This is a genomic window from Pseudaminobacter sp. Soil_N_29, from assembly GCF_057656055.1.
Genome location: NZ_JBDGLC010000008.1, coordinates 216,713 through 234,423, shown reverse-complemented (window position 1 = coordinate 234,423; position 17,711 = coordinate 216,713). Strand labels below are relative to the sequence as shown.

18 protein-coding genes are annotated in these 17,711 nt (G+C 64.9%); 8 read left to right on the top strand and 10 right to left on the bottom strand.

The features are described 5' to 3' along the window. The first annotated feature begins 19 nt into the window (after positions 1-19). The 7 genes from AC3A4H_RS18800 to AC3A4H_RS18770 all read left to right on the top strand — a co-directional run bounded on the left by AC3A4H_RS18800 (position 20) and on the right by AC3A4H_RS18770 (position 6,010). Entirely contained in the window at positions 20-1,123 is a 1,104-nt protein-coding gene (locus AC3A4H_RS18800) for a microcin C ABC transporter permease YejB (protein WP_487768055.1), read from the top strand. Continuing rightward, positions 1,123-2,259 carry an ABC transporter permease gene (locus tag AC3A4H_RS18795; protein WP_487768054.1) on the top strand — a complete coding sequence of 379 codons (1,137 nt, stop codon included), beginning with the start codon at positions 1,123-1,125 and terminating at the stop codon, positions 2,257-2,259. The genes AC3A4H_RS18800 and AC3A4H_RS18795 overlap by 1 nt, the downstream gene beginning before the upstream one ends. A gap of 49 nt (positions 2,260-2,308) precedes the next feature. Further along, the gene (locus tag AC3A4H_RS18790; protein WP_487768053.1) at positions 2,309-2,557 is read left to right on the top strand and encodes a type II toxin-antitoxin system VapB family antitoxin; all 249 of its coding nucleotides are present in this window, start codon (positions 2,309-2,311) and stop codon (positions 2,555-2,557) included. Continuing rightward, entirely contained in the window at positions 2,554-2,946 is a 393-nt protein-coding gene (locus AC3A4H_RS18785) for a type II toxin-antitoxin system VapC family toxin (protein WP_487768052.1), read from the top strand. Before AC3A4H_RS18790 ends, AC3A4H_RS18785 begins: the two co-directional genes overlap by 4 nt. Then, on the top strand, positions 2,943-4,568 hold the full coding sequence (locus AC3A4H_RS18780; protein WP_487768051.1) for an ABC transporter ATP-binding protein: 1,626 nt from the start codon (positions 2,943-2,945) through the stop codon (positions 4,566-4,568). The genes AC3A4H_RS18785 and AC3A4H_RS18780 overlap by 4 nt, the downstream gene beginning before the upstream one ends. Positions 4,569-4,593: 25 nt before the next feature. Further along, positions 4,594-5,535, top strand: a complete 942-nt coding sequence (locus AC3A4H_RS18775; protein WP_487768050.1) for a 2-hydroxyacid dehydrogenase — start codon at positions 4,594-4,596, stop codon at positions 5,533-5,535. An 82-nt stretch (positions 5,536-5,617) separates the two neighbouring features. Next, entirely contained in the window at positions 5,618-6,010 is a 393-nt protein-coding gene (locus AC3A4H_RS18770; protein ID WP_487768049.1) for a GFA family protein, read from the top strand. 74 nt (positions 6,011-6,084) lie between these two features. Here the strand turns inward: AC3A4H_RS18770 and AC3A4H_RS18765 are convergent, their stop codons facing one another. The 3 genes from AC3A4H_RS18765 to AC3A4H_RS18755 are packed head-to-tail and all read right to left on the bottom strand — an operon-like array spanning position 6,085 to position 8,724. Continuing rightward, positions 6,085-6,945: a C40 family peptidase gene (locus AC3A4H_RS18765; protein ID WP_487768048.1), complete on the bottom strand. Its 861-nt coding sequence runs from the start codon at positions 6,943-6,945 to the stop codon at positions 6,085-6,087. Beyond that, entirely contained in the window at positions 6,942-7,292 is a 351-nt protein-coding gene (locus AC3A4H_RS18760; protein ID WP_487768047.1) for a MarR family winged helix-turn-helix transcriptional regulator, read from the bottom strand. Before AC3A4H_RS18760 ends, AC3A4H_RS18765 begins: the two co-directional genes overlap by 4 nt. 58 nt (positions 7,293-7,350) lie before the next feature. Continuing rightward, positions 7,351-8,724, bottom strand: a complete 1,374-nt coding sequence (locus AC3A4H_RS18755; RefSeq protein WP_487768046.1) for a leucyl aminopeptidase family protein — start codon at positions 8,722-8,724, stop codon at positions 7,351-7,353. A 131-nt stretch (positions 8,725-8,855) separates the two neighbouring features. Here AC3A4H_RS18755 and AC3A4H_RS18750 point away from each other — a divergent pair, with 131 nt between their 5' ends. After that, positions 8,856-9,683, top strand: coding sequence for a tetratricopeptide repeat protein (locus AC3A4H_RS18750; protein ID WP_487768045.1), 828 nt, complete (start codon positions 8,856-8,858; stop codon positions 9,681-9,683). 78 nt (positions 9,684-9,761) lie between these two features. Here AC3A4H_RS18750 and AC3A4H_RS18745 read toward each other — a convergent pair whose 3' ends face one another. The 7 genes from AC3A4H_RS18745 to cpaB all read right to left on the bottom strand — a co-directional run bounded on the left by AC3A4H_RS18745 (position 9,762) and on the right by cpaB (position 17,684). Next, entirely contained in the window at positions 9,762-10,748 is a 987-nt protein-coding gene (locus AC3A4H_RS18745) for a type II secretion system F family protein (RefSeq protein WP_487768044.1), read from the bottom strand. 3 nt (positions 10,749-10,751) lie between these two features. Then, entirely contained in the window at positions 10,752-11,765 is a 1,014-nt protein-coding gene (locus tag AC3A4H_RS18740; RefSeq protein ID WP_487768043.1) for a type II secretion system F family protein, read from the bottom strand. Between the two features lie 13 nt (positions 11,766-11,778). Then, complete coding sequence (locus AC3A4H_RS18735; protein WP_487768042.1) at positions 11,779-13,242, bottom strand: TadA family conjugal transfer-associated ATPase; 1,464 nt, start codon at positions 13,240-13,242, stop codon at positions 11,779-11,781. 29 nt (positions 13,243-13,271) lie between these two features. Further along, on the bottom strand, positions 13,272-14,552 hold the full coding sequence (locus AC3A4H_RS18730; RefSeq protein WP_487768041.1) for a CpaE/TadZ family protein: 1,281 nt from the start codon (positions 14,550-14,552) through the stop codon (positions 13,272-13,274). A gap of 26 nt (positions 14,553-14,578) precedes the next feature. Then, complete coding sequence (locus AC3A4H_RS18725) at positions 14,579-15,268, bottom strand: CpaD family pilus assembly protein (protein ID WP_487768040.1); 690 nt, start codon at positions 15,266-15,268, stop codon at positions 14,579-14,581. 14 nt (positions 15,269-15,282) lie between these two features. Next, positions 15,283-16,770 carry a type II and III secretion system protein family protein gene (locus tag AC3A4H_RS18720; RefSeq protein ID WP_487768114.1) on the bottom strand — a complete coding sequence of 496 codons (1,488 nt, stop codon included), beginning with the start codon at positions 16,768-16,770 and terminating at the stop codon, positions 15,283-15,285. 101 nt (positions 16,771-16,871) lie between these two features. Continuing rightward, complete coding sequence (cpaB, locus tag AC3A4H_RS18715) at positions 16,872-17,684, bottom strand: Flp pilus assembly protein CpaB (RefSeq protein ID WP_487768039.1); 813 nt, start codon at positions 17,682-17,684, stop codon at positions 16,872-16,874. Positions 17,685-17,711: the final 27 nt, after the last annotated feature.

Below are 17,711 nucleotides of genomic sequence, written 5' to 3'. Positions count from 1 at the left end.
CAATCGAGGTAACTGCCTGATGGGCGCCTATATCCTGCGCCGTATTCTCCTGATGATCCCGACCCTTTTCGGTGTCATGGCGATCTCCTTCGCCGTCGTCCAGTTTGCGCCGGGCGGCCCGGTGGAGCAGGTCGTCGCCAGGCTGACCGGACAGGGCGGCGATTCGACGGAGCGCATTTCCGGCGGCGGCGGTGGCGAGGCGGGCGTGACCAATTTCGACGCCGGCGGCGTGGCCTCGTCGAAATATCGCGGCGCCCAGGGGCTGGACCCGGAATTCATCGCCAAGCTGGAAAAGCAGTTCGGCTTCGACAAGCCGCCGCTCGAGCGCTTCTTCATGATGCTGTGGAACTATGCCCGCTTCGACTTCGGGCAGAGCTATTTCCGCGACATCAGCGTGCTCGACCTCATCATCGAGAAGATGCCGGTGTCGATCTCGATCGGGCTGTGGGTGACGCTGCTGTCCTACCTGATCTCGATACCGCTCGGCATCCGCAAGGCGGTGAAGGACGGCTCGCCCTTCGACACCTGGACCAGCGCCATCGTCATCATCGGCTACGCCATTCCCGGCTTCCTGTTCGCCATCCTGCTGATGGTGCTGTTTGCCGGCGGCTCGTTCTTCGACTGGTTCCCGCTGCGCGGGCTCACCTCCGACAATTGGCATGAATTGTCGTGGCCGGCGCGCATCCTCGACTATTTCTGGCACATCACCCTGCCGTTGACGGCACTGGTTCTCTCCGCCTTCGCCACCACCACGCTTTTGACGAAGAACTCCTTCCTCGACGAGATCCGCAAGCAATATGTCGTCACCGCCCGCGCCAAGGGCCTGACGGAGCGACAGGTGCTCTACGGCCACGTCTTCCGCAACGCGATGCTCATCGTCATCGCCGGCTTCCCCGGCGCCTTCATCTCGGCCTTCTTCACCGGCTCGCTGCTGATCGAGAACATCTTCTCGCTCGATGGGCTGGGCCTGCTCGGCTACAAGTCGATCCTCGACCGCGACTATCCGGTCGTGTTCGCCAATCTCTATATCTTCTCGCTGATCGGTCTGTTCGTCAGCCTCATCTCCGACCTCATGTACACCTGGATCGATCCGCGCATCGACTTCGAGCGGAGGGACGTGTGATGGCAACCGTCGCCGAAGCCCCTCCCCGCCAGGCGCCGCGGCCCTGGCTGTCGCCGCTCAACCAGCGCCGCTGGGCCAGCTTCAAGGCCAACCGGCGCGGCTACTGGTCGCTCTGGATCTTCCTGGTCCTGTTCGTGCTATCGCTGTTTTCCGAGTTCATCGCCAACGACCGGCCGCTCATCGCCTCCTACAAGGGCGAGATCCTGTTTCCGGTTCTGGTCGACTATCCGGAAGAGAAGTTCGGCGGCTTCTATGCCGTCACCGACTATCGCGACCCGGTGATCAGCGACGAGATCAAGGCCCATGGCTGGCTGATCTGGCCGCCGATCCGCTACAGCTACCGCACGGTCAACAACGAGATTCCGGAAGCAGCCCCCGCAAAGCCCTCCTGGATGTATCCCAAGGAGGTGCGCTGCCAGCGTTATCCGCAAGGGGTGAATGACGAGAACTGCACCATCGGCAACTGGAACTGGCTCGGCACCGACGACCAGGCCCGCGACGTGCTGGCGCGCGTCATCTACGGCTTCCGCGTCTCGGTGCTGTTCGGCCTGATCCTCACCGCAGGGTCGGCTCTCATCGGCGTCAGCGCCGGCGCCATCCAGGGCTATTTCGGCGGCTGGACAGACCTTCTGTTCCAGCGCTTCATCGAGATCTGGTCGGCCATCCCCGTCCTCTACCTGCTGCTCATCATCTCGGCCATCCTGCCGCCGGGCTTCTTCATTCTGCTCGGCATCATGCTCCTGTTCTCCTGGGTGGCCTTCGTCGGCGTGGTGCGCGCCGAGTTCTTGCGCGCGCGCAACTTCGAATACGTCAATGCCGCGCGCGCGCTCGGCGTGCCCAACCGCACCATCATGATCCGCCACCTCCTGCCCAACGCAATGGTGGCGACGCTGACGTTCCTGCCCTTCATCCTCAACGGCTCGATCGGCACGCTGACCTCGCTCGACTTCCTCGGCTTCGGCCTGCCGCCGGGCTCGGCCTCGCTCGGCGAACTCTTGAAGCAGGGCCAGCGCAACCTGAACGCCCCCTGGCTCGGCTTCTCCGGCTTCCTGGTCATCTCGATCATGCTGTCGCTGCTGATCTTCATCGGCGAGGCCACCCGCGACGCCTTCGATCCGCGGAAGACGTTCCGATGAGGGGCCGGAAATGGTATAATCTCGCCGGATTTCTACCATGGAGGCCGGCATGGGCATGAACATCAAGAGCGAGAAGGCACAACGGCTCGCCCGACAGCTTGCCGACGAGACCGGGCAAAGCATGACGGCGGTCGTGGAGCAGGCGCTGGAAGCCGAGCTCGCCCGGCTGCACTGGGAACGCGACGTGGCCGAGCGCAAGCGGCGAATAAGGGAGATTCTCGATTCGCTTCCTCCCCCTCCGCCCGGCGTCACCAGCGATCATTCGGATCTTTACGACGAATGGGGTCTGCCCAAATGATCGTCGACGCCTCGGCGATCCTCGCCATTTTGCTGAAGGAACCTGAAGAATACCGGTTCGCCGACTTGCTGGCGGAAGCAAAGGGGAGTTCCGCCATGTCCCCGGTCAATTATCTCGAAGTCGCCTTGAGGACGGACCGTGGCGACATGCCCGACACCTCGCGGAAACTCAATGAGATACTATCACGCATGAACGTGACGATCCTCGAAGTGACAGCGGAGCAGGCATATCTCGCGCGCGAAGCATATCAACGATTCGGCAAGGGCAACCATCCGGCAAGGCTGAACCTCGGAGATTGTTTCGCTTACGCCCTCGCGAAAGCAAAGGGGGAGCCGCTCCTCTTCAAGGGCGACGACTTCCGCCTGACCGACATTGAGGCCGCCCTTTGAGCACGCTGCTTTCCGTCCGCGATCTCTCGGTCGCCTTTTCCAACGGCGGCAAGGTGCAGTCCTCCGTCGACCGCATCTCCTTCGACATCGGCAAGGGCGAGACCGTGGCGCTCGTCGGCGAATCGGGCTCGGGCAAGTCGGTGTCGGCGCTGTCGGTGCTGAAGCTCCTGCCCTACCCCGCCGCCAGCCATCCGTCCGGCGAGATCCAGTTCCATGGCCAGAACCTGCTCGCACTCAGCGAAAAGGAACTGCGCCGGGTGCGCGGCGGCAAGATCACCATGATCTTCCAGGAGCCGATGACCTCGCTCAACCCGCTCCACACAATCTCGCAGCAGATCATCGAGGTGCTGCGGCTGCACCAGCCGGTAAGCCTGAAACAGGCGCAGGAGCGCACGCTTGAGCTTCTCACCGAGGTCGGCATCCGCGACCCGCAAAAGCGGCTCGATGCCTATCCGCACCAGCTTTCCGGCGGCCAGCGCCAGCGCGTCATGATCGCCATGGCGCTCGCCAACCAGCCCGAACTCCTGATCGCCGACGAGCCCACCACGGCGCTCGACGTCACCGTGCAGGCGCAGATCCTGGAACTGCTCGACACGCTCAAGCAGCGCACCGGCATGTCGATGCTGTTCATCACCCATGACCTCGGCATCGTGCGGCGCATCGCCGACCGCGTCTGCGTCATGACCAAAGGCAAGATCGTCGAGGCCGGGCCGACTGAGGAAATCTTCACCAACCCGCAGCACGAATACACCCGTCACCTGCTCGCGGCCGAGCCCAAGGGCAAGCCGCCGGCCGCTGATGCCGCGGCCCGCACCGTCATCTCCGGCAAGGACGTCAAGGTCTGGTTTCCGATCAAGCAGGGCTTCTTCCGCAAGACGGTGGACCATGTGAAGGCCGTGGACGGCATCGATCTTACCGTGCGCGCCGGCCAGACCGTGGGCGTGGTGGGCGAATCGGGCTCGGGCAAGACCACGCTTGGGCTGGCGCTTTCGCGCATGATCTCCTCCACCGGGCAGATCCAGTTCGAAGGCCGCGACATCAACACCCTGTCCTTCAAGGACATGCGGCCGCTGCGCAGCCATTTGCAGATCGTGTTCCAGGACCCGTTCGGCTCGCTCAGCCCCCGCATGTCGGTGGCCGAGATCATCGAGGAAGGGCTGAAGATCCATGCGCCGAAACTCTCGGAAGCCGAGCGCGATGCCGAGGTCGTGGCAGTGCTCAACGAGGTCGGGCTCGATCCGTCGACGCGCTTCCGCTACCCGCACGAATTCTCCGGCGGCCAGCGCCAGCGCATCGCGATTGCCCGCGCCATGGTGCTGAAACCTCGCTTCGTCATGCTCGACGAACCCACCTCGGCGCTCGACATGAGTGTGCAGGCGCAGGTGGTCGACCTGCTGCGCAACCTGCAGGCCCGGCACGAGCTCGCCTATCTGTTCATCAGCCACGACCTCAAGGTAGTCCGCGCGCTCGCAAACGACGTCATCGTCATGCGCAACGGCAAGGTGGTGGAGGCGGGCCCCTCGCGGCAGATTTTCGAGAATCCGCAGACGGATTACACGCGCGCGCTGATATCGGCCGCGTTCCGCATCGAAACGGCGCCGGCGGGCGTCGTCAGCGAATAGAGCAAGCAAAAAAGGGAGGCGCGGCATGGAGAAGGGCCGTATCTTGCTATCTGTCACCGGGTTCAACCCGCAACGCTGGCAGGAGCTTCTGTCGGCAAACCGCGAGGTGGTGCTGAGGCCCGACAGCGCAGAGGATCCGAGCATCACCTATGCGGTGGTGTGGAAGCAGCCGCCCAACATCCTCGCAAAACTGCCCAACCTGCGCGCCATCTTCTCCATAGGCGCCGGCGTCGACCACCTCTTCAACGACCCCGGCCTGCCCGATGTGCCGATCGTGCGCGTGGTGGCCGAAAACCTCACCCGCCACATGACCGAATATGTCGTCTGGCGCGTGCTCGACCATCACCGCCAGGGCGCGCTCTACCGCGCCCAGCAGCAGAACAGGCTCTGGCACGAGCCGCCGCAGCGGCCGGCCGAGGACGTTTCCGTCGGCATCATGGGCCTTGGCCAGCTCGGTCGGGCGGCGGCCAAGGCGCTGCTGGGGCTCGGCTTTCGGGTCAATGGCTGGGGCCGCACCGACCGGCCCATGGAGGGCGTGACGACCTTCCACGGCGACCAGGGCCTGATCCCCTTCCTCAACGCCACCGACATTCTGGTGGTGCTGCTGCCGTATACACCGGCAACGGAAGGCATCGTCAACTATGACCTGCTGCGCCACCTGCGCCGCCGCAACGCCCTTGGCGGCGCGGTGCTGATCAATGCCGGGCGCGGCAAGCTGCAGAAGGACGCCGACATCTTGCGCGCGCTGGACGACGGCACGCTGAAGGAAGCCAGCCTCGACGTGTTCGAGATCGAGCCGCTGCCGCGCACCAGCCCGATGTGGTCGCACCCGAAGGTGTTCGTCACGCCGCATGCGGCGGCCACCTCCGATCCCGAGCACCTCGTGCCGCCGATGCTCCAGCAGATGGACGCCTTCGAGCGCGGCGAGAAGCTGCAATATGTGGTGGACCGCGCGGCAGGGTATTGACGGCTGCATCGCAGGAGTGAGGTTCCTCGCTGCCGCATTGCAGGTGGCGAGGCCGACCGCCTGATTACGGAGGATACGCAGCATGGACCGTTTCACCGGCGGTTGCCTTTGCGGCAATGTCCGATTTGTGACGTCGGGTCTCCCATACCGGGTCGGCCTTTGTCACTGCCTAGACTGCCGCAAGCATCATGGGGCCTTGTTTCACGCTTCCGCGATATTCCCGCAGGATGCGGTGACGATCGAAGGCGAAACAAGCGACTACGCTGGCCGGCATTTCTGTCCCCGCTGCGGCTCGTCCGTTTTCGCGCGCACGGCAGACGAAATCGAAGTGAACCTGGGATCGCTCGATGCCCCCGACCAACTGACGCCGACCTACGAACTCTGGACCGTCCGTCGCGAATCCTGGTTGCCGCCGTTCCCGCTCACCAGGCGATACGAGCGCGATCGTGACGCCACGAGCCGCTTTGAGGAATAGGTCGCACGAACAGTGCGAAGGCGCCGTTACCAAGTCCCATGGACAAGAAGCGAGGGATGAAGCGCGCCCGCGCCTCACGGCCGCCGGAACGTCGTCGGCCCCCCATAAAGATAGCCGATGCGGTCGATCGCGTCGCGAAGGCCCTCGCGCGAAACCATCATGGTGTGCCCGTTGGCGTGGATCATGTTGTCGGCGTCGGTCATGATGGCGACGTGGCCTTTCCAGAACACCAGATCGCCGCGCCTGAGGCCGGAAAACTCCGGGCCCGGAACGATCCTTTCGCCGAGCCCCGCCTCCTGCATGTCGGAATCGCGCAGCACGTTCCGCCCGGCCATCAGCATGGAAAGCTGCACCAGGCCCGAGCAGTCGATGCCGAAGCCCGACACCCCGCCCCATAGATAGGGCGTGTTGATGAGCGTCTCGGCCACCGTGACGAAATCGTCGGCCACCGTCTCCAATGGCGCCAGATGCCCGGCGATCACGGCTTGGCCCGAAGGCAGCAGCGCATAGGCCGTGCCGCGCGTCTCGGCGTTGCCCACCACGGTTACCAACGAACCCATGGAAAGCTCGCCGGCGCGGGCTAAGCGCAAGTCCGCGCCCGGATAGACGAAGCTGCGCGGCGCAACCACCCGATGCGTCGGCGCATGCTCGCGCTGGCCGATATGCGCTTGCGCGACATAGCCGACATAACCGTCGCGCTCGCACTGCACCCAGGCCCAGCCCGGCGTCTCGTCGAACACCAGCACGTCGTCGCCATGGATCAGTTGCGTGTCGATGCCGGAATCGACGCGCGGCGCCTTCTTCACGTCGGCCACCGGGGCGGTGATGCGCGCCGGGCGACCGGTGACGAAACGGTCGGCGGAAACCTCACCCTTCAGCCGGGCGTCGGCAAGATCGGGACGGAAGGCATGCAGGCGGGCGTCGTGGGCGGTCAAATCGGCAACTCCGTGGCTTTGGCGATGATAGCATCGCCAAAGCGCTCGACATAGAGCGCCCCTTCCACGGTGCGCTTGATGAGCACGTTGCGCTTGTCGAGCTCGTCGCGGTGGCGCGACACGAGCTTCAGCGCGCCCATCGTGTCGAGCGCGCGGGTGATCACCGGCTTTGTGACCTTGAGCTTGGCCGCCAGCCCCCGCACCGTGTGCGGAGGCGGGTCGAGATAGATGGTGAGGAGGATCGCCATCTGCCGCGTGCTCAGGTCGGGCGCGTTGTCGCGAACTTCGGACAGGTTGACCTGTTGCCAAAGTCGCAGGGCCTGACTGGGACGCAAATGGACTGCCATGCGCCCTACAATACGCCGAAAACGTTTCGGTTCCGTTTCAGTCCCTGCAGACGCGACGTCAGCCGAAGCGAGCCGAAATCACCTGTGCCAGCGCGCGGATCGCCTGCGCCTCGCCGCCTACGGGGCCATGCGGACGCTCGGCGGGGTTCCAGGCAAAGATGTCGAAATGCGCCCAGCTCTTTGCCCTTTCGACGAAGCGCCGCAGGAAAAGTGCCGCGGTGATGGAGCCCGCAAAGCCGTCGGTGGTGACGTTGTTGACGTCGGCCACCTTGGAGGCGAGCTTGGCGTCGTAGGGCTTCCACAGCGGCATGCGCCAGATCGGGTCCTCGACCTCGACCGCCGCGGTCGCAAGCTCGGAGGCAAGCACGTCGTCGCCGGTGTAGAAGGGCGGCAGGTCGGGGCCGAGAGCCACGCGGGCGGCACCCGTCAGTGTCGCCATGTCGATGAGCAGTTCCGGCGCCTCCTCGTCGGCCAAAGCCATCGCATCGGCGAGGATCAGCCGGCCTTCGGCATCGGTATTGCCGATCTCGACTGTCAGTCCCTTGCGGCTCTGCAGCACGTCGCCGGGGCGGAAGGCGTTGGCGGAGATGGAATTTTCCACCGCCGGGATCAGCACGCGCAGGCGCACCGGCAGGTTGGCTGCCATGATCATGGAGGCGAGCCCAAGCACATTGGCCGCACCGCCCATGTCCTTCTTCATGAGCAGCATGCCGCTGGCGGGCTTGATGTCGAGCCCGCCAGTGTCGAAGCACACGCCCTTGCCCACCAGCGTCACCTTGGGCGCGTCCTTCCTGCCCCAGACCATGTCGATCAGGCGCGGCGCAGTCGCCGAGGCGCGGCCCACGGCATGGATCATCGGGAAGTTCCGCTTGAGCAGGTCGTCGCCCTCCGTCACCTCGACCTCGGCCTTGTGCTGCTCGGCGAGCTTGCGCACCGCCGCCTCGAGCGCATCGGGGCCCATGTCGCTGGTGGGCGTGTTGACGAGATCGCGCACCATGAAGACGGCATCGGCGACACGCTCGACCTCGGCGCGGTCGACGCCGGCGGGCAGCGAGAAGAACAGGTCCTTGCCGGGCTTCTTGCCGTAGCGGGTGAAGACGTAGCCGCCCAGCATCAGGCCGAGTGAGGCGAGCGCCGGCTTGGCCGGTGCGTCGGCGAAATGCCAGTCGCCTTCGGGAAGGCTGCGAGCCAGGGCGCCGAGCGCCAGCGCTCCGTTGCCCTCCCTGCCATTGCCGAGGCCGAACAACGCGCCGGCAACCGAGCCGTCGGCGCCCGGCAGCACCAGCGTGCGCCCGGCCTCGCCCGAAAAGCCGTTCTGCTTTGCCCAGGCAACCGCCGCGGCATCGAGCCCGGCGCCGTCGAGACCGTCCTTGGCGATGAGATGAACCGGTCGGGACTGTTTCGGCTTCTGATCGGTGACGACGAGCGGCATGCTGGTTTCCTCGGGTGGTTTGGAATGCTGCGGCGCCAGCGGGCGCCTTAACCTTCCGTTAGGGTTAACAGAATATTTCTCCAAGACAAAAGCAGCCGGCAAGGGCTGTGGCATCTGGAGAGCTGGCGTCGATGTTGACCAAACGCATGGGGAACGCAACCGGGAAACGAACTGTGATGGCAGCCTTGATGCTGGCGCTCGCGGCGGGCGTCTCTGGCTGCGCTACCGACAAGACCACGACCGGCTCGATCTCGGCCGCGTCCAGCAAGCCGGTGGATGCCATGTCGGCCGGCGAGCTCAACAGCGCGGCGGCTTCACTCGGCAAGGTCTATGCGCGAAACCCCAACGACAAGCCGACGGCGCTGCGCTACGCCAGCGTGCTGCAGATGAACGGCCAGACCGACCAGGCGCTGGCGGTCATGCGCAAGCTGGCCATTGCCCTGCCAAAGGACCGCGAGGTGTTGGCCGCCTATGGCAAATCGCTTGCGGCCGCGGGCCAGTTCGAGCCGGCGCTGGACGCCGTGCGGCGCGCGCAGACCCCGGAGTATCCCGACTGGAAGCTCGCTTCCGCCGAAGGCGCGATCCTCGACCAGCTCGGCCAGACGCAGGAGGCGCGGCAGCTCTATCGCAAGGCGCTGGACATAAAGCCGAACGAGCCCTCGGTCCTGTCCAATCTGGGCATGTCCTACCTGCTGGAAGGCGACCTGAGGAGCGCCGAGACCTATATGCGCTCGGCGGCAGGCGCGCCGGGTGCCGACAGCCGCGTGCGCCAGAACCTGGCGCTGGTGGTGGGCCTGCAGGGCCGCTTCGACGAGGCCGAGCAAATCGCCACTCGCGAGCTTTCGCCCGAACAGGCGCAGGCAAACGTCGCCTATCTGCGCGGCATGCTTGCCCAGCAGAACGCCTGGAGCCAGCTCAAGGGCCAGGACAAGAAGGCGGCCGCGACCAGCGTGAACTGACGCCGGACGCGCCGACAACACAGTTCGACGTGCAAGCCGCGCGGAGCCATCCGTGCGGTTTTTTCTTAAGCGCCGTTGTCAGAAAATCCCGCGCTCGCTGACCTGGATGCCGGCCGGCCCGAGAATGACGGCGAACAGGACGGGCAGGAAGAACAGGATCATCGGCACGGTGAGCTTGGGCGGCAGCGCCGCGGCCTTTTTCTCGGCAGCGTTCATGCGCATCTCGCGGCTTTCATTGGCCAGCACCCGCAGCGCGCTGGCCACCGGCGTGCCGTAGCGTTCGGCCTGGATCAGCGCCTGCGCCACCGACTTGACCGCTTCGAGCCCGGTGCGGTTCGCCAGGTTCTCATAGGCCTGCCGGCGCTCCTGCAGGTAGGACAGTTCGGCGTTGGTCAGGATGAGTTCCTCGGCAAGCTCGACCGATTGCGAGCCGATCTCGTCGGCCACCCTGCGCACCGCCGCTTCGATCGACATGCCCGACTCGACGCAGATCAGCATCAGGTCGAGCGCATCGGGCCAGGCCAATTGTATGGACTGTTTGCGCTTGGTTGCGCGGTTGCTGACATAGAGTACCGGCGCGTAGAAACCGGCATAGCCCGCAAGGATGCAGACGAACAGCTTCACGAAGCCCGGCTGCTCGGCCAGCCCGCCGAGAAAGAGAACATAGAACCCCGCCAGCGCAAAGCCCACGAACGGCAGCACGAGGCGGAAGAACAGGAACCTCGTCAGCGGGTTCTGGCCACGAAAGCCGGCAATCTTCAGCTGGTTCAGCGTCCCCTCGTCCACCAGGGCGCGTTTCAGGTCGAGGCGCTCGACGATCTTGCGCATGCCAACGGAATGTTCTTCGCGCAGGCCGCGGCGGCGGTCTGCCTCCGCGGCAAGGCGAGCGCGCTGCCTGGCGCGCAGTTCGTCCCGCTCCAGCGCCACCGCCTTCATGCGCGACTTCAGCGAATTGCCCCCCAGCGCCGGCAACACCGTGAAAACGGTGGCGAAGACGGCGATGCCGACCAACAGCGCAATCAGGAAGGACGGGTCGGTGACGGCTTTGGCTACATGATCAGTCATGGCCTAGACCTCGAAATTCATCATCTTGCGCATCACGAAAATGCCGATCGACATCCACACGCCGGAGATGCCCAGAATGAGGTGCCCGGTGCTGGTGGTGAACAGCGGCATGATGTAGGCGGGGCTGGAAAGATAGACGAGGAAGGCCACGATGAACGGCAATGCGCCGATGATCATCGCCGATGCCTTGGCTTCCATGGAAAGTGCCTGCACCTTGGCCTTCATTTTCTTGCGGTCGCGTAGCACGCGCGACAGGTTGCCCAGCGCCTCGGAAAGGTTGCCGCCGGCCTGGCTCTGAATCTGGATGACGATGCCGAAGAAGCCGGCCTCCGAGCACGGCATCGTCTCCGTCATGCGCATGGCAGCGTCCGGAATGGAGAGGCCGACCTGCTGGGCCTCAACGATGCGGCGGAACTCGGTCTTGACCGGCTCGGGGGCCTCGACCGCGATGAGGCGGACGGCGTCGTTGAGCGGCAGGCCCGACTTCACGGCGCGAACGATGACATCGAGCGCGTTTGGAAACTCGTTGAGGAAAGCCTTGACGCGGCGCGCGCGCTTGAAGGCCACGAACCAGCGCGGCACGCCGAAGATGCCGGCTATGAGCACGCCCGGAAGCAGCAACAACGGCGCGCCCAGTACAAAGGCGAAAACGGACAGCGCCACGCCGCAGACCGCCGAGTAGGCATAGAACCGTTCGACCGTCACCTGCAGGCCGGCCTGCCGAAGCTGCGCACGCAGCGGCGGCTTCCTGGTGTTACGGTCGCTCGCCTTCTGTTTCTCGTCCAGCTCCTTCAGGGAATCCTGGATGGACTTGCGCCGCCTGCTGGCCTCGTTCGCCTTGTCGCGCGCCGCCTTGACCACGGAGCGGTCGGTCTCGGCATATTTGACCGTCTGCAGCCGCCGGTCGGCCTTCTTTTCGTTCTCCAGGGACTTGAACAGGAAGGCGTAGGCCACCGCGCCGGCGCTGCAGCCGGCCAGCAGGATAAACACCAATACCGTCAGGTCCAAACCGAACATTTCACCCAGTCTCTCAGTCCGCCCGCTTTTCCATTGCTTCCAGCGCATTGGCGAGGCGCTGTTCTTCGCCGTAGTAGCGCGCACGGTCCCAGAAATGCGGCCGCCCTATTCCGGTTGAAACGTGCTCGCCGATCAGCCGGCCGGAAGCGTCTTCGCCCTTGATGTTGTAGAGGATGAGGTCCTGCGTGATGATGACGTCGCCTTCCATGCCGATCACTTCCGTGACGTGGGTGATGCGGCGCGAGCCGTCGCGCAGGCGCGCCGCCTGGATGATGACGTCGACAGAGCCGACGATGATCTCGCGCACGGTGCGCTGGGGCAGCGAATAGCCGCCCATGGCGATCATCGATTCCATTCGGTTCAGACATTCGCGCGGGCTGTTGGAGTGGATCGTGCCCATCGAGCCGTCATGGCCGGTGTTCATCGCCTGCAAGAGATCGAACACTTCCGGTCCGCGCACCTCGCCGACGATGATGCGCTCGGGGCGCATGCGCAGGCAGTTCTTGACCAGGTCGCGCATGGTCACCTCGCCCTCGCCTTCCAGGTTGGGCGGGCGCGTTTCCAGGCGCACCACATGCGGCTGCTGCAATTGCAGTTCGGCCGAGTCCTCGCAGGTGATGACGCGCTCGTCACGGTCGACATAGTTGGTCAGGCAGTTGAGCAGCGTCGTCTTGCCCGAGCCCGTGCCGCCCGAGATGATGACGTTGCAGCGCACGCGGCCGATGATCTTCAGCACCTCCGCGCCTTCCGGCGAGATCGCGCCGAAACGCACCAGCTGGTCGAGGGTGAGCTTGTCCTTCTTGAACTTGCGGATGGTAAGCGCGGTGCCGTCGATGGCAAGCGGCGGAGCGATGACGTTGACGCGGCTGCCGTCCGGAAGGCGCGCGTCGCAGATCGGGCTCGATTCGTCGACGCGGCGGCCGACCTGGCTGACGATGCGCTGGCAGATGTTGAGCAGCTGCTGGTTGTCGCGGAAGCGGATGCCGGTCTGCTCGACCTTGCCGTTCACCTCGATGAAGACCTGCTTGGCGCCGTTGACCATGATGTCGGCGATGTCGTCGCGCGCCAGCAGCGGCTCCAGCGGGCCGTAGCCCAGAACGTCGTTGCAGATGTCCTCGAGCAGTTCCTCCTGCTCGGAGATGGACATCACGAAGTTCTTGATCGCAATGATGTCGTTGACGATGTCGCGGATTTCCTCGCGCGCGCTCTCGGGATCGAGCTTGGCGAGCTGCGACAGGTCGATGGTGTCGATCAGCGCCGAAAAGACCTGCGACTTGGTATCGTAATAGGTCTCGCTGCGCTCGCGCGGCGCGCGTGGCGGCTCGGGCGCCAGTGCGGGCGCGTCGACGGGTCGGCGCGGCGCCGGCGCAGCGATCCGGGCTTCCACGACAGGCTGCGGCGACGGCGCCGCAGCAGCCGGCGCACGGAACTCCGGTCGGTGTCGACTGCCCTGGTCGCTGCCTCTTTTGCCAAACATTCTCGTCTACCCGCGCTTCGCCCCGGTGCTCATTTCTTCAGCTTCAGCCTGCCGAGAAGGTCGCCGAAGGCCGCCTTCTTCCTGGCTTTGACCTCGCTGCGGCCGGTGAGCACATGGGAAATCTCGTTGATGGTCTGCACGATGGCGTTCTTGGCGTCCATCTCGCCCAGCATGCGGCCATTGTTGGATGCATTGCCGAAGAGCTGCGGCTCGAAGGGAATGACGGCCATGGGCGTGATCCCGAGCGGTTCGGAAAAGTCCGCAACCGAGATTTCGGGCCGCTTCGGCACCCCGACCTGGTTGAGCACCAGCTTGGGCGCAGCATCGTTGGGACGCAGCTTCGCCAGCATGTCGATCAGGTTCTTGGTGTTGCGCAGATTGGCCAGTTCGGGCGTGGCGGTGATGACGACTTCGTCCGCCATCATCAGCGTGTTCCTCGACCATCCGCTCCAGATGTGAGGCACGTCGAGCACGACCAGCGGAGCGTTGCGCTGCGCCGTATCGATGATCTGGGTGAAGGCTTCGGCGTCGAAGTCGTAGACGCGGTCCAGCGTCGACGGCGCCGCTAGCAAAGACAAGCGCTCGGCGCATTGTGCCAGCAGCCGGTCGAGATAGACGTCGTCGATGCGCTCGGGCGAGAAGACGGCCTCGGCGATGCCCTGCGCCGGATCCTGGTCGAAGTTGATATTCGCGGTGCCGAAGGCGAGGTCCAGATCCGCGACCATCACCTCCGAACTGAACAGCGCGGACATGCTCCAGGCGACGTTGTGGGCGATGGTGGAAGACCCTACGCCGCCCTTCGCCCCGACGAAGGCGATGGACCGGCCGATCGGCTCGCCCTCCGGGTCGACGAAGATGGACGAGATCACGCTGATGACGTCGACCATCGAGATCGGCGCCACGACATATTCGGAAATGCCGGAGCGGATCAGCTCGCGGTAGAGCCCGACATCGTTGTAGTGGCCGATGATGACCACCTTCGTGCTTGGATCGCACACTTCGGAAAGTTCGCGCAGCGCTTCCAGGAGCGCCTTGGGCTCGTTGCGCGATTCCAGGATGATCAGGTTGGGGGTCGGCGCCGTCTGGTAGAATTCGACCGCGGTGGCGATGCCGCCCATGTGCACCTTCAGATGCGCTCTCGTCATCCGGCGGTCCTCGCCGGCCCGCTGGATGGGGCCGGCAACGCCTTCGGTCTCGCAGAATGCCTGGATGGAGATCCGCGGCACCGGCCGCAATGCGCTCATGGCCGCCGGGTCCGGCTGTGCGGTTTCGCCGCCTTCAGGCTCGCTGTCGTAAGCCAGGTTGTCCATACTCGCATGCTCCATACGGAGATTGATCAATATTCGACTTCTCGGCGCGGAACCGGATTGTAGAACGGTGCCCTGCGATAGCCTTCGAGCACCACCCCGCGCCGTTCGGCGTCGATTTCGGTCTGCTGGCGCGGACCGAGCAGATCGGCCGGATTGGCGACCTGGGCGGCAAGGTTGTTCTGGTAGGCGCAGCCGAAATTGGCGTAGTGCCGGTTGTCGGTCGTGTCGGCCAGGTCCTCCGGCCAGCGGCCGCATCTGTTCGTCTGTGCCTTCATCGCCAGATAGGAGACGCGAATGGGCGCAGCCGCACCGGCCACCGTCGACTGGTAGGACGAGACGAGGATACGCCCGGGGGGAACGCCATTCGCCTGGGCGAAGCGCGCGAACTCGCGGCCCGCCTCGCCGGCGGCGAGCGAGTTGGATGCGCCGCGGGGCACCAGTATGGTCACCACAGGCGCAGCACTGCGGTCATAGTCGGCGAAGAAGCCCTGCAGCGCCACACGCTGCAACTCGGTCATGCCGCGTTCGCTGGCCGCAACCGGAAGGTCGAGAACCTGCGGCTGCTCGGCGATCACGATGGGATGATTGGTGCGGTAGTCGTCGGGGATGGCGCCGACCGTGATGCTGTCGCGCGGCGCAGCGCAGCCGGCGAGCAGTGCAGCCGCCAGGACCGCCAGCACCGGCGCACCCCTATTGCCAAACATTGCCTGAAACATTTCAGGTCCCCCGATCATTTGTAGATGTAGCCGACGACGCCGTGATAGCGGCCGTTCGGTCTGCTCGTCTGCATGGTTCCGTAGACGCGATTGACCCTGCCCAGGAACATGCCCGCGCCGTCGCTGGCGGGATTGAAGTTGTCATCCGGCCGGGCCAGCGCATTGCGTGCCACCGGCTTGGCCAGGTAGGGCGTGACGATGATGACCAGCTCGGTTTCGTTGCGGACGAAATCGCGGCTGCGGAAAAGCGTGCCAAACACCGGAACCTTTGACAGGCCAGGCACGCCGTTCAGCGCCTGCCTGACATCGTCGCGCACAAGGCCGGCGATCATCATCGACCCGCCGGACGGCAGCTCGACCGTGGTGTCGGCCAGGCGCTTGCGAATGGAAAGAGCGGTCATGCCTGGGGTGTTGAAGCCTCTCCGGGGAATCAGCCCCCCAAGCGTGGCAGACCCCTCCGTCGTCGGTTCGGAAACCGAGGTTCGCACCTTCAGGCTAATGCGGCCCGGCGAGAGCACGACAGGCTGAAATTCGAGCCCGATGCCGTATTCGAGCCTTTCGATGCTGTACGTCGTCTCGCCGGTCTTGTTGTCGTCCGAAATCGCGTTCGTCCGCCCGGTCACCAGGTTGAACTCGCCGCCAACCTTGAAGGTCGCCTTTTCGCCGGACACCGCCGTCAGCGTCGGTTCGGCCAGCGTCTTCATGACACCGGACTGCTCCATGGCGTTGATGTAGGCGTCGAGCATCGAGGTTCCGAGCGCCAGCTGCGAGCCGGAAAGTGGCTTGCCGAGGCCCATGACGCTGTCGCTGATGGCGCCCCAGGAAATACCGTCGCTGTGGCCTCCGGCGATGATATTGACGCCGAGCTGCTTCATCACGTTGCGGCTGACTTCCGCGACCGTGACTTTCAGCGTCACCTGGTCCTCGCCGACGATCTGCAGCATGTTGACGATCCTGCTGGTACGCCGCTGGCTGTCGGGGTTGTCAATGTCCACGCCGCCATTGGCCGAGCCGGCAATGGCTGTCTGCGAATACTGGCCAGTGGTCGCCTCACCGCCGCTGACAAAGATAGTGGCGAGATCGACTGCGCGCTTGGCATCGAGCGGGGTCTCGACCGTGCCCGTCAGGACGACGTTGTCGTTGATGAGCTCCACCTTGACGCTGGAGGTCGGGATGAAGCGCTTGATGTGCTCCTCCAGCCCCGCGACATCGCGCTCCACGGCCAGGTCGAGGCTGGCGATCTGCTCGCCGTTGGGGCCGAAGACGAAGATGTTGGTCTGGCCCACCGACTTGCCAAACAGATAGATCCGCCGGGCAGTGCGGGTAACCGCGTCGGCGACGGCCGGGTTGGCGACCAGAATGTCATAGGCGTCGGCGGGCAGATCGACCACGATCGACTTGTTGAGACCGAGCTTGACCCGCTGGCTCTCGCCGCCGGATTGGCTGCCGATCTGCGCCCTTGCCGCGAAGGCTTCTCCCAGGCCCAGATGGCCCGCGCCCATATCGCCAAGCAGCAGCGAAATGCCGGCGGCGAGGGTGACGGCTGCCCTTGCCGCGCCAATGGAGCGTGCCTTTCCGAGAAGCGGGACTTTCCGGATCAAATTCATCTACGTGCTCCCACTTCCGACACTTCGCCCGCCTTGATCAGGCGCACGGTGCCGCGCCGGCCGCTGCCCGCGACCAGATAATCGGCTTCGCCATCCGCCAATTCCTGCGCATCGGCGACGGACCGCAGCGAAAGGGTCAGCCGTTCGGCCATCTGCTGCGCAACGGTGATGATCTCGGCCTGCTGCGGCGTAAGCTCCAGCGTGGCAGTCTCGCCGACCTTCACGCGGCGCCCCTCCTCGTCCTCCTGGATCGCCTGGTCGATCGCCAGAACCTTGATGTTCTTGAGGACGGTCTCGGTGATGTAGCCGCTATTGCTGTTTTCCGCGTCATTGCGGCGCGTCATGATCACGTCGACGAAATCGTTGGGCAGGATGAAGCCGCCCGCCGAGGTATCTGCAGCGATGCGCGTTGCCACGGCGCGCTTGCCCCCGGGCAGGATCGAGGACATGAAGCTTTGCCCGTCGCCGACCAGCTTGGAGCGGCGCAGCGGTTCGCCGCCATACATTGCCACGCGAGCGATGGAACCCTGCAACTTCTCGAGCGCATCAGGTTCCGCGCTGCGGGTGATGAAGGTGGCGTGCACCCCGTCGGCAGGCCAGGCCTGCCATGACAGGTGGCCGTCGACCGGCGCCCCCATGGGAACATCGCCGGACAGGACAAGAACGTCCGAGAGCCGAACGGCAGGCTCCTGCGGACCGGCATTGACCGCCACCGGCGGCGGAACAGCGGCCATGTTCTTCGCGACGTAGCCGGCGCCGCCGGCCGCCGCCACCGCCACGCCCAGAATAATCAGTCGGGATGCCGCCATGTTGTCCGACCCTCGCCTCTTGCAACC

Bases quoted from the DNA above. Each gene is read 5' to 3' on its own strand.
- AC3A4H_RS18775 (WP_487768050.1), top strand. From the start codon at position 4,594: ATGGAGAAGGGCCGTATCTTGCTATCTGTCACCGGGTTCAACCCGCAA.
- AC3A4H_RS18785 (WP_487768052.1), top strand. From the start codon at position 2,554: ATGATCGTCGACGCCTCGGCGATCCTCGCCATTTTGCTGAAGGAACCT.
- AC3A4H_RS18790 (WP_487768053.1), top strand. From the start codon at position 2,309: ATGGGCATGAACATCAAGAGCGAGAAGGCACAACGGCTCGCCCGACAG.
- AC3A4H_RS18800 (WP_487768055.1), top strand. From the start codon at position 20: ATGGGCGCCTATATCCTGCGCCGTATTCTCCTGATGATCCCGACCCTT.
- AC3A4H_RS18750 (WP_487768045.1), top strand. From the start codon at position 8,856: ATGTTGACCAAACGCATGGGGAACGCAACCGGGAAACGAACTGTGATG.
- AC3A4H_RS18735 (WP_487768042.1), bottom strand. From the start codon at position 13,242: ATGTTTGGCAAAAGAGGCAGCGACCAGGGCAGTCGACACCGACCGGAG.
- AC3A4H_RS18770 (WP_487768049.1), top strand. From the start codon at position 5,618: ATGGACCGTTTCACCGGCGGTTGCCTTTGCGGCAATGTCCGATTTGTG.
- AC3A4H_RS18740 (WP_487768043.1), bottom strand. From the start codon at position 11,765: ATGTTCGGTTTGGACCTGACGGTATTGGTGTTTATCCTGCTGGCCGGC.
- AC3A4H_RS18720 (WP_487768114.1), bottom strand. From the start codon at position 16,770: ATGGGCGCGGGCCATCTGGGCCTGGGAGAAGCCTTCGCGGCAAGGGCG.
- cpaB (WP_487768039.1), bottom strand. From the start codon at position 17,684: ATGGCGGCATCCCGACTGATTATTCTGGGCGTGGCGGTGGCGGCGGCC.
- AC3A4H_RS18795 (WP_487768054.1), top strand. From the start codon at position 1,123: ATGGCAACCGTCGCCGAAGCCCCTCCCCGCCAGGCGCCGCGGCCCTGG.
- AC3A4H_RS18745 (WP_487768044.1), bottom strand. From the start codon at position 10,748: ATGACTGATCATGTAGCCAAAGCCGTCACCGACCCGTCCTTCCTGATT.
- AC3A4H_RS18755 (WP_487768046.1), bottom strand. From the start codon at position 8,724: ATGCCGCTCGTCGTCACCGATCAGAAGCCGAAACAGTCCCGACCGGTT.
- AC3A4H_RS18725 (WP_487768040.1), bottom strand. From the start codon at position 15,268: ATGTTTCAGGCAATGTTTGGCAATAGGGGTGCGCCGGTGCTGGCGGTC.
- AC3A4H_RS18760 (WP_487768047.1), bottom strand. From the start codon at position 7,292: ATGGCAGTCCATTTGCGTCCCAGTCAGGCCCTGCGACTTTGGCAACAG.
- AC3A4H_RS18730 (WP_487768041.1), bottom strand. From the start codon at position 14,552: ATGGACAACCTGGCTTACGACAGCGAGCCTGAAGGCGGCGAAACCGCA.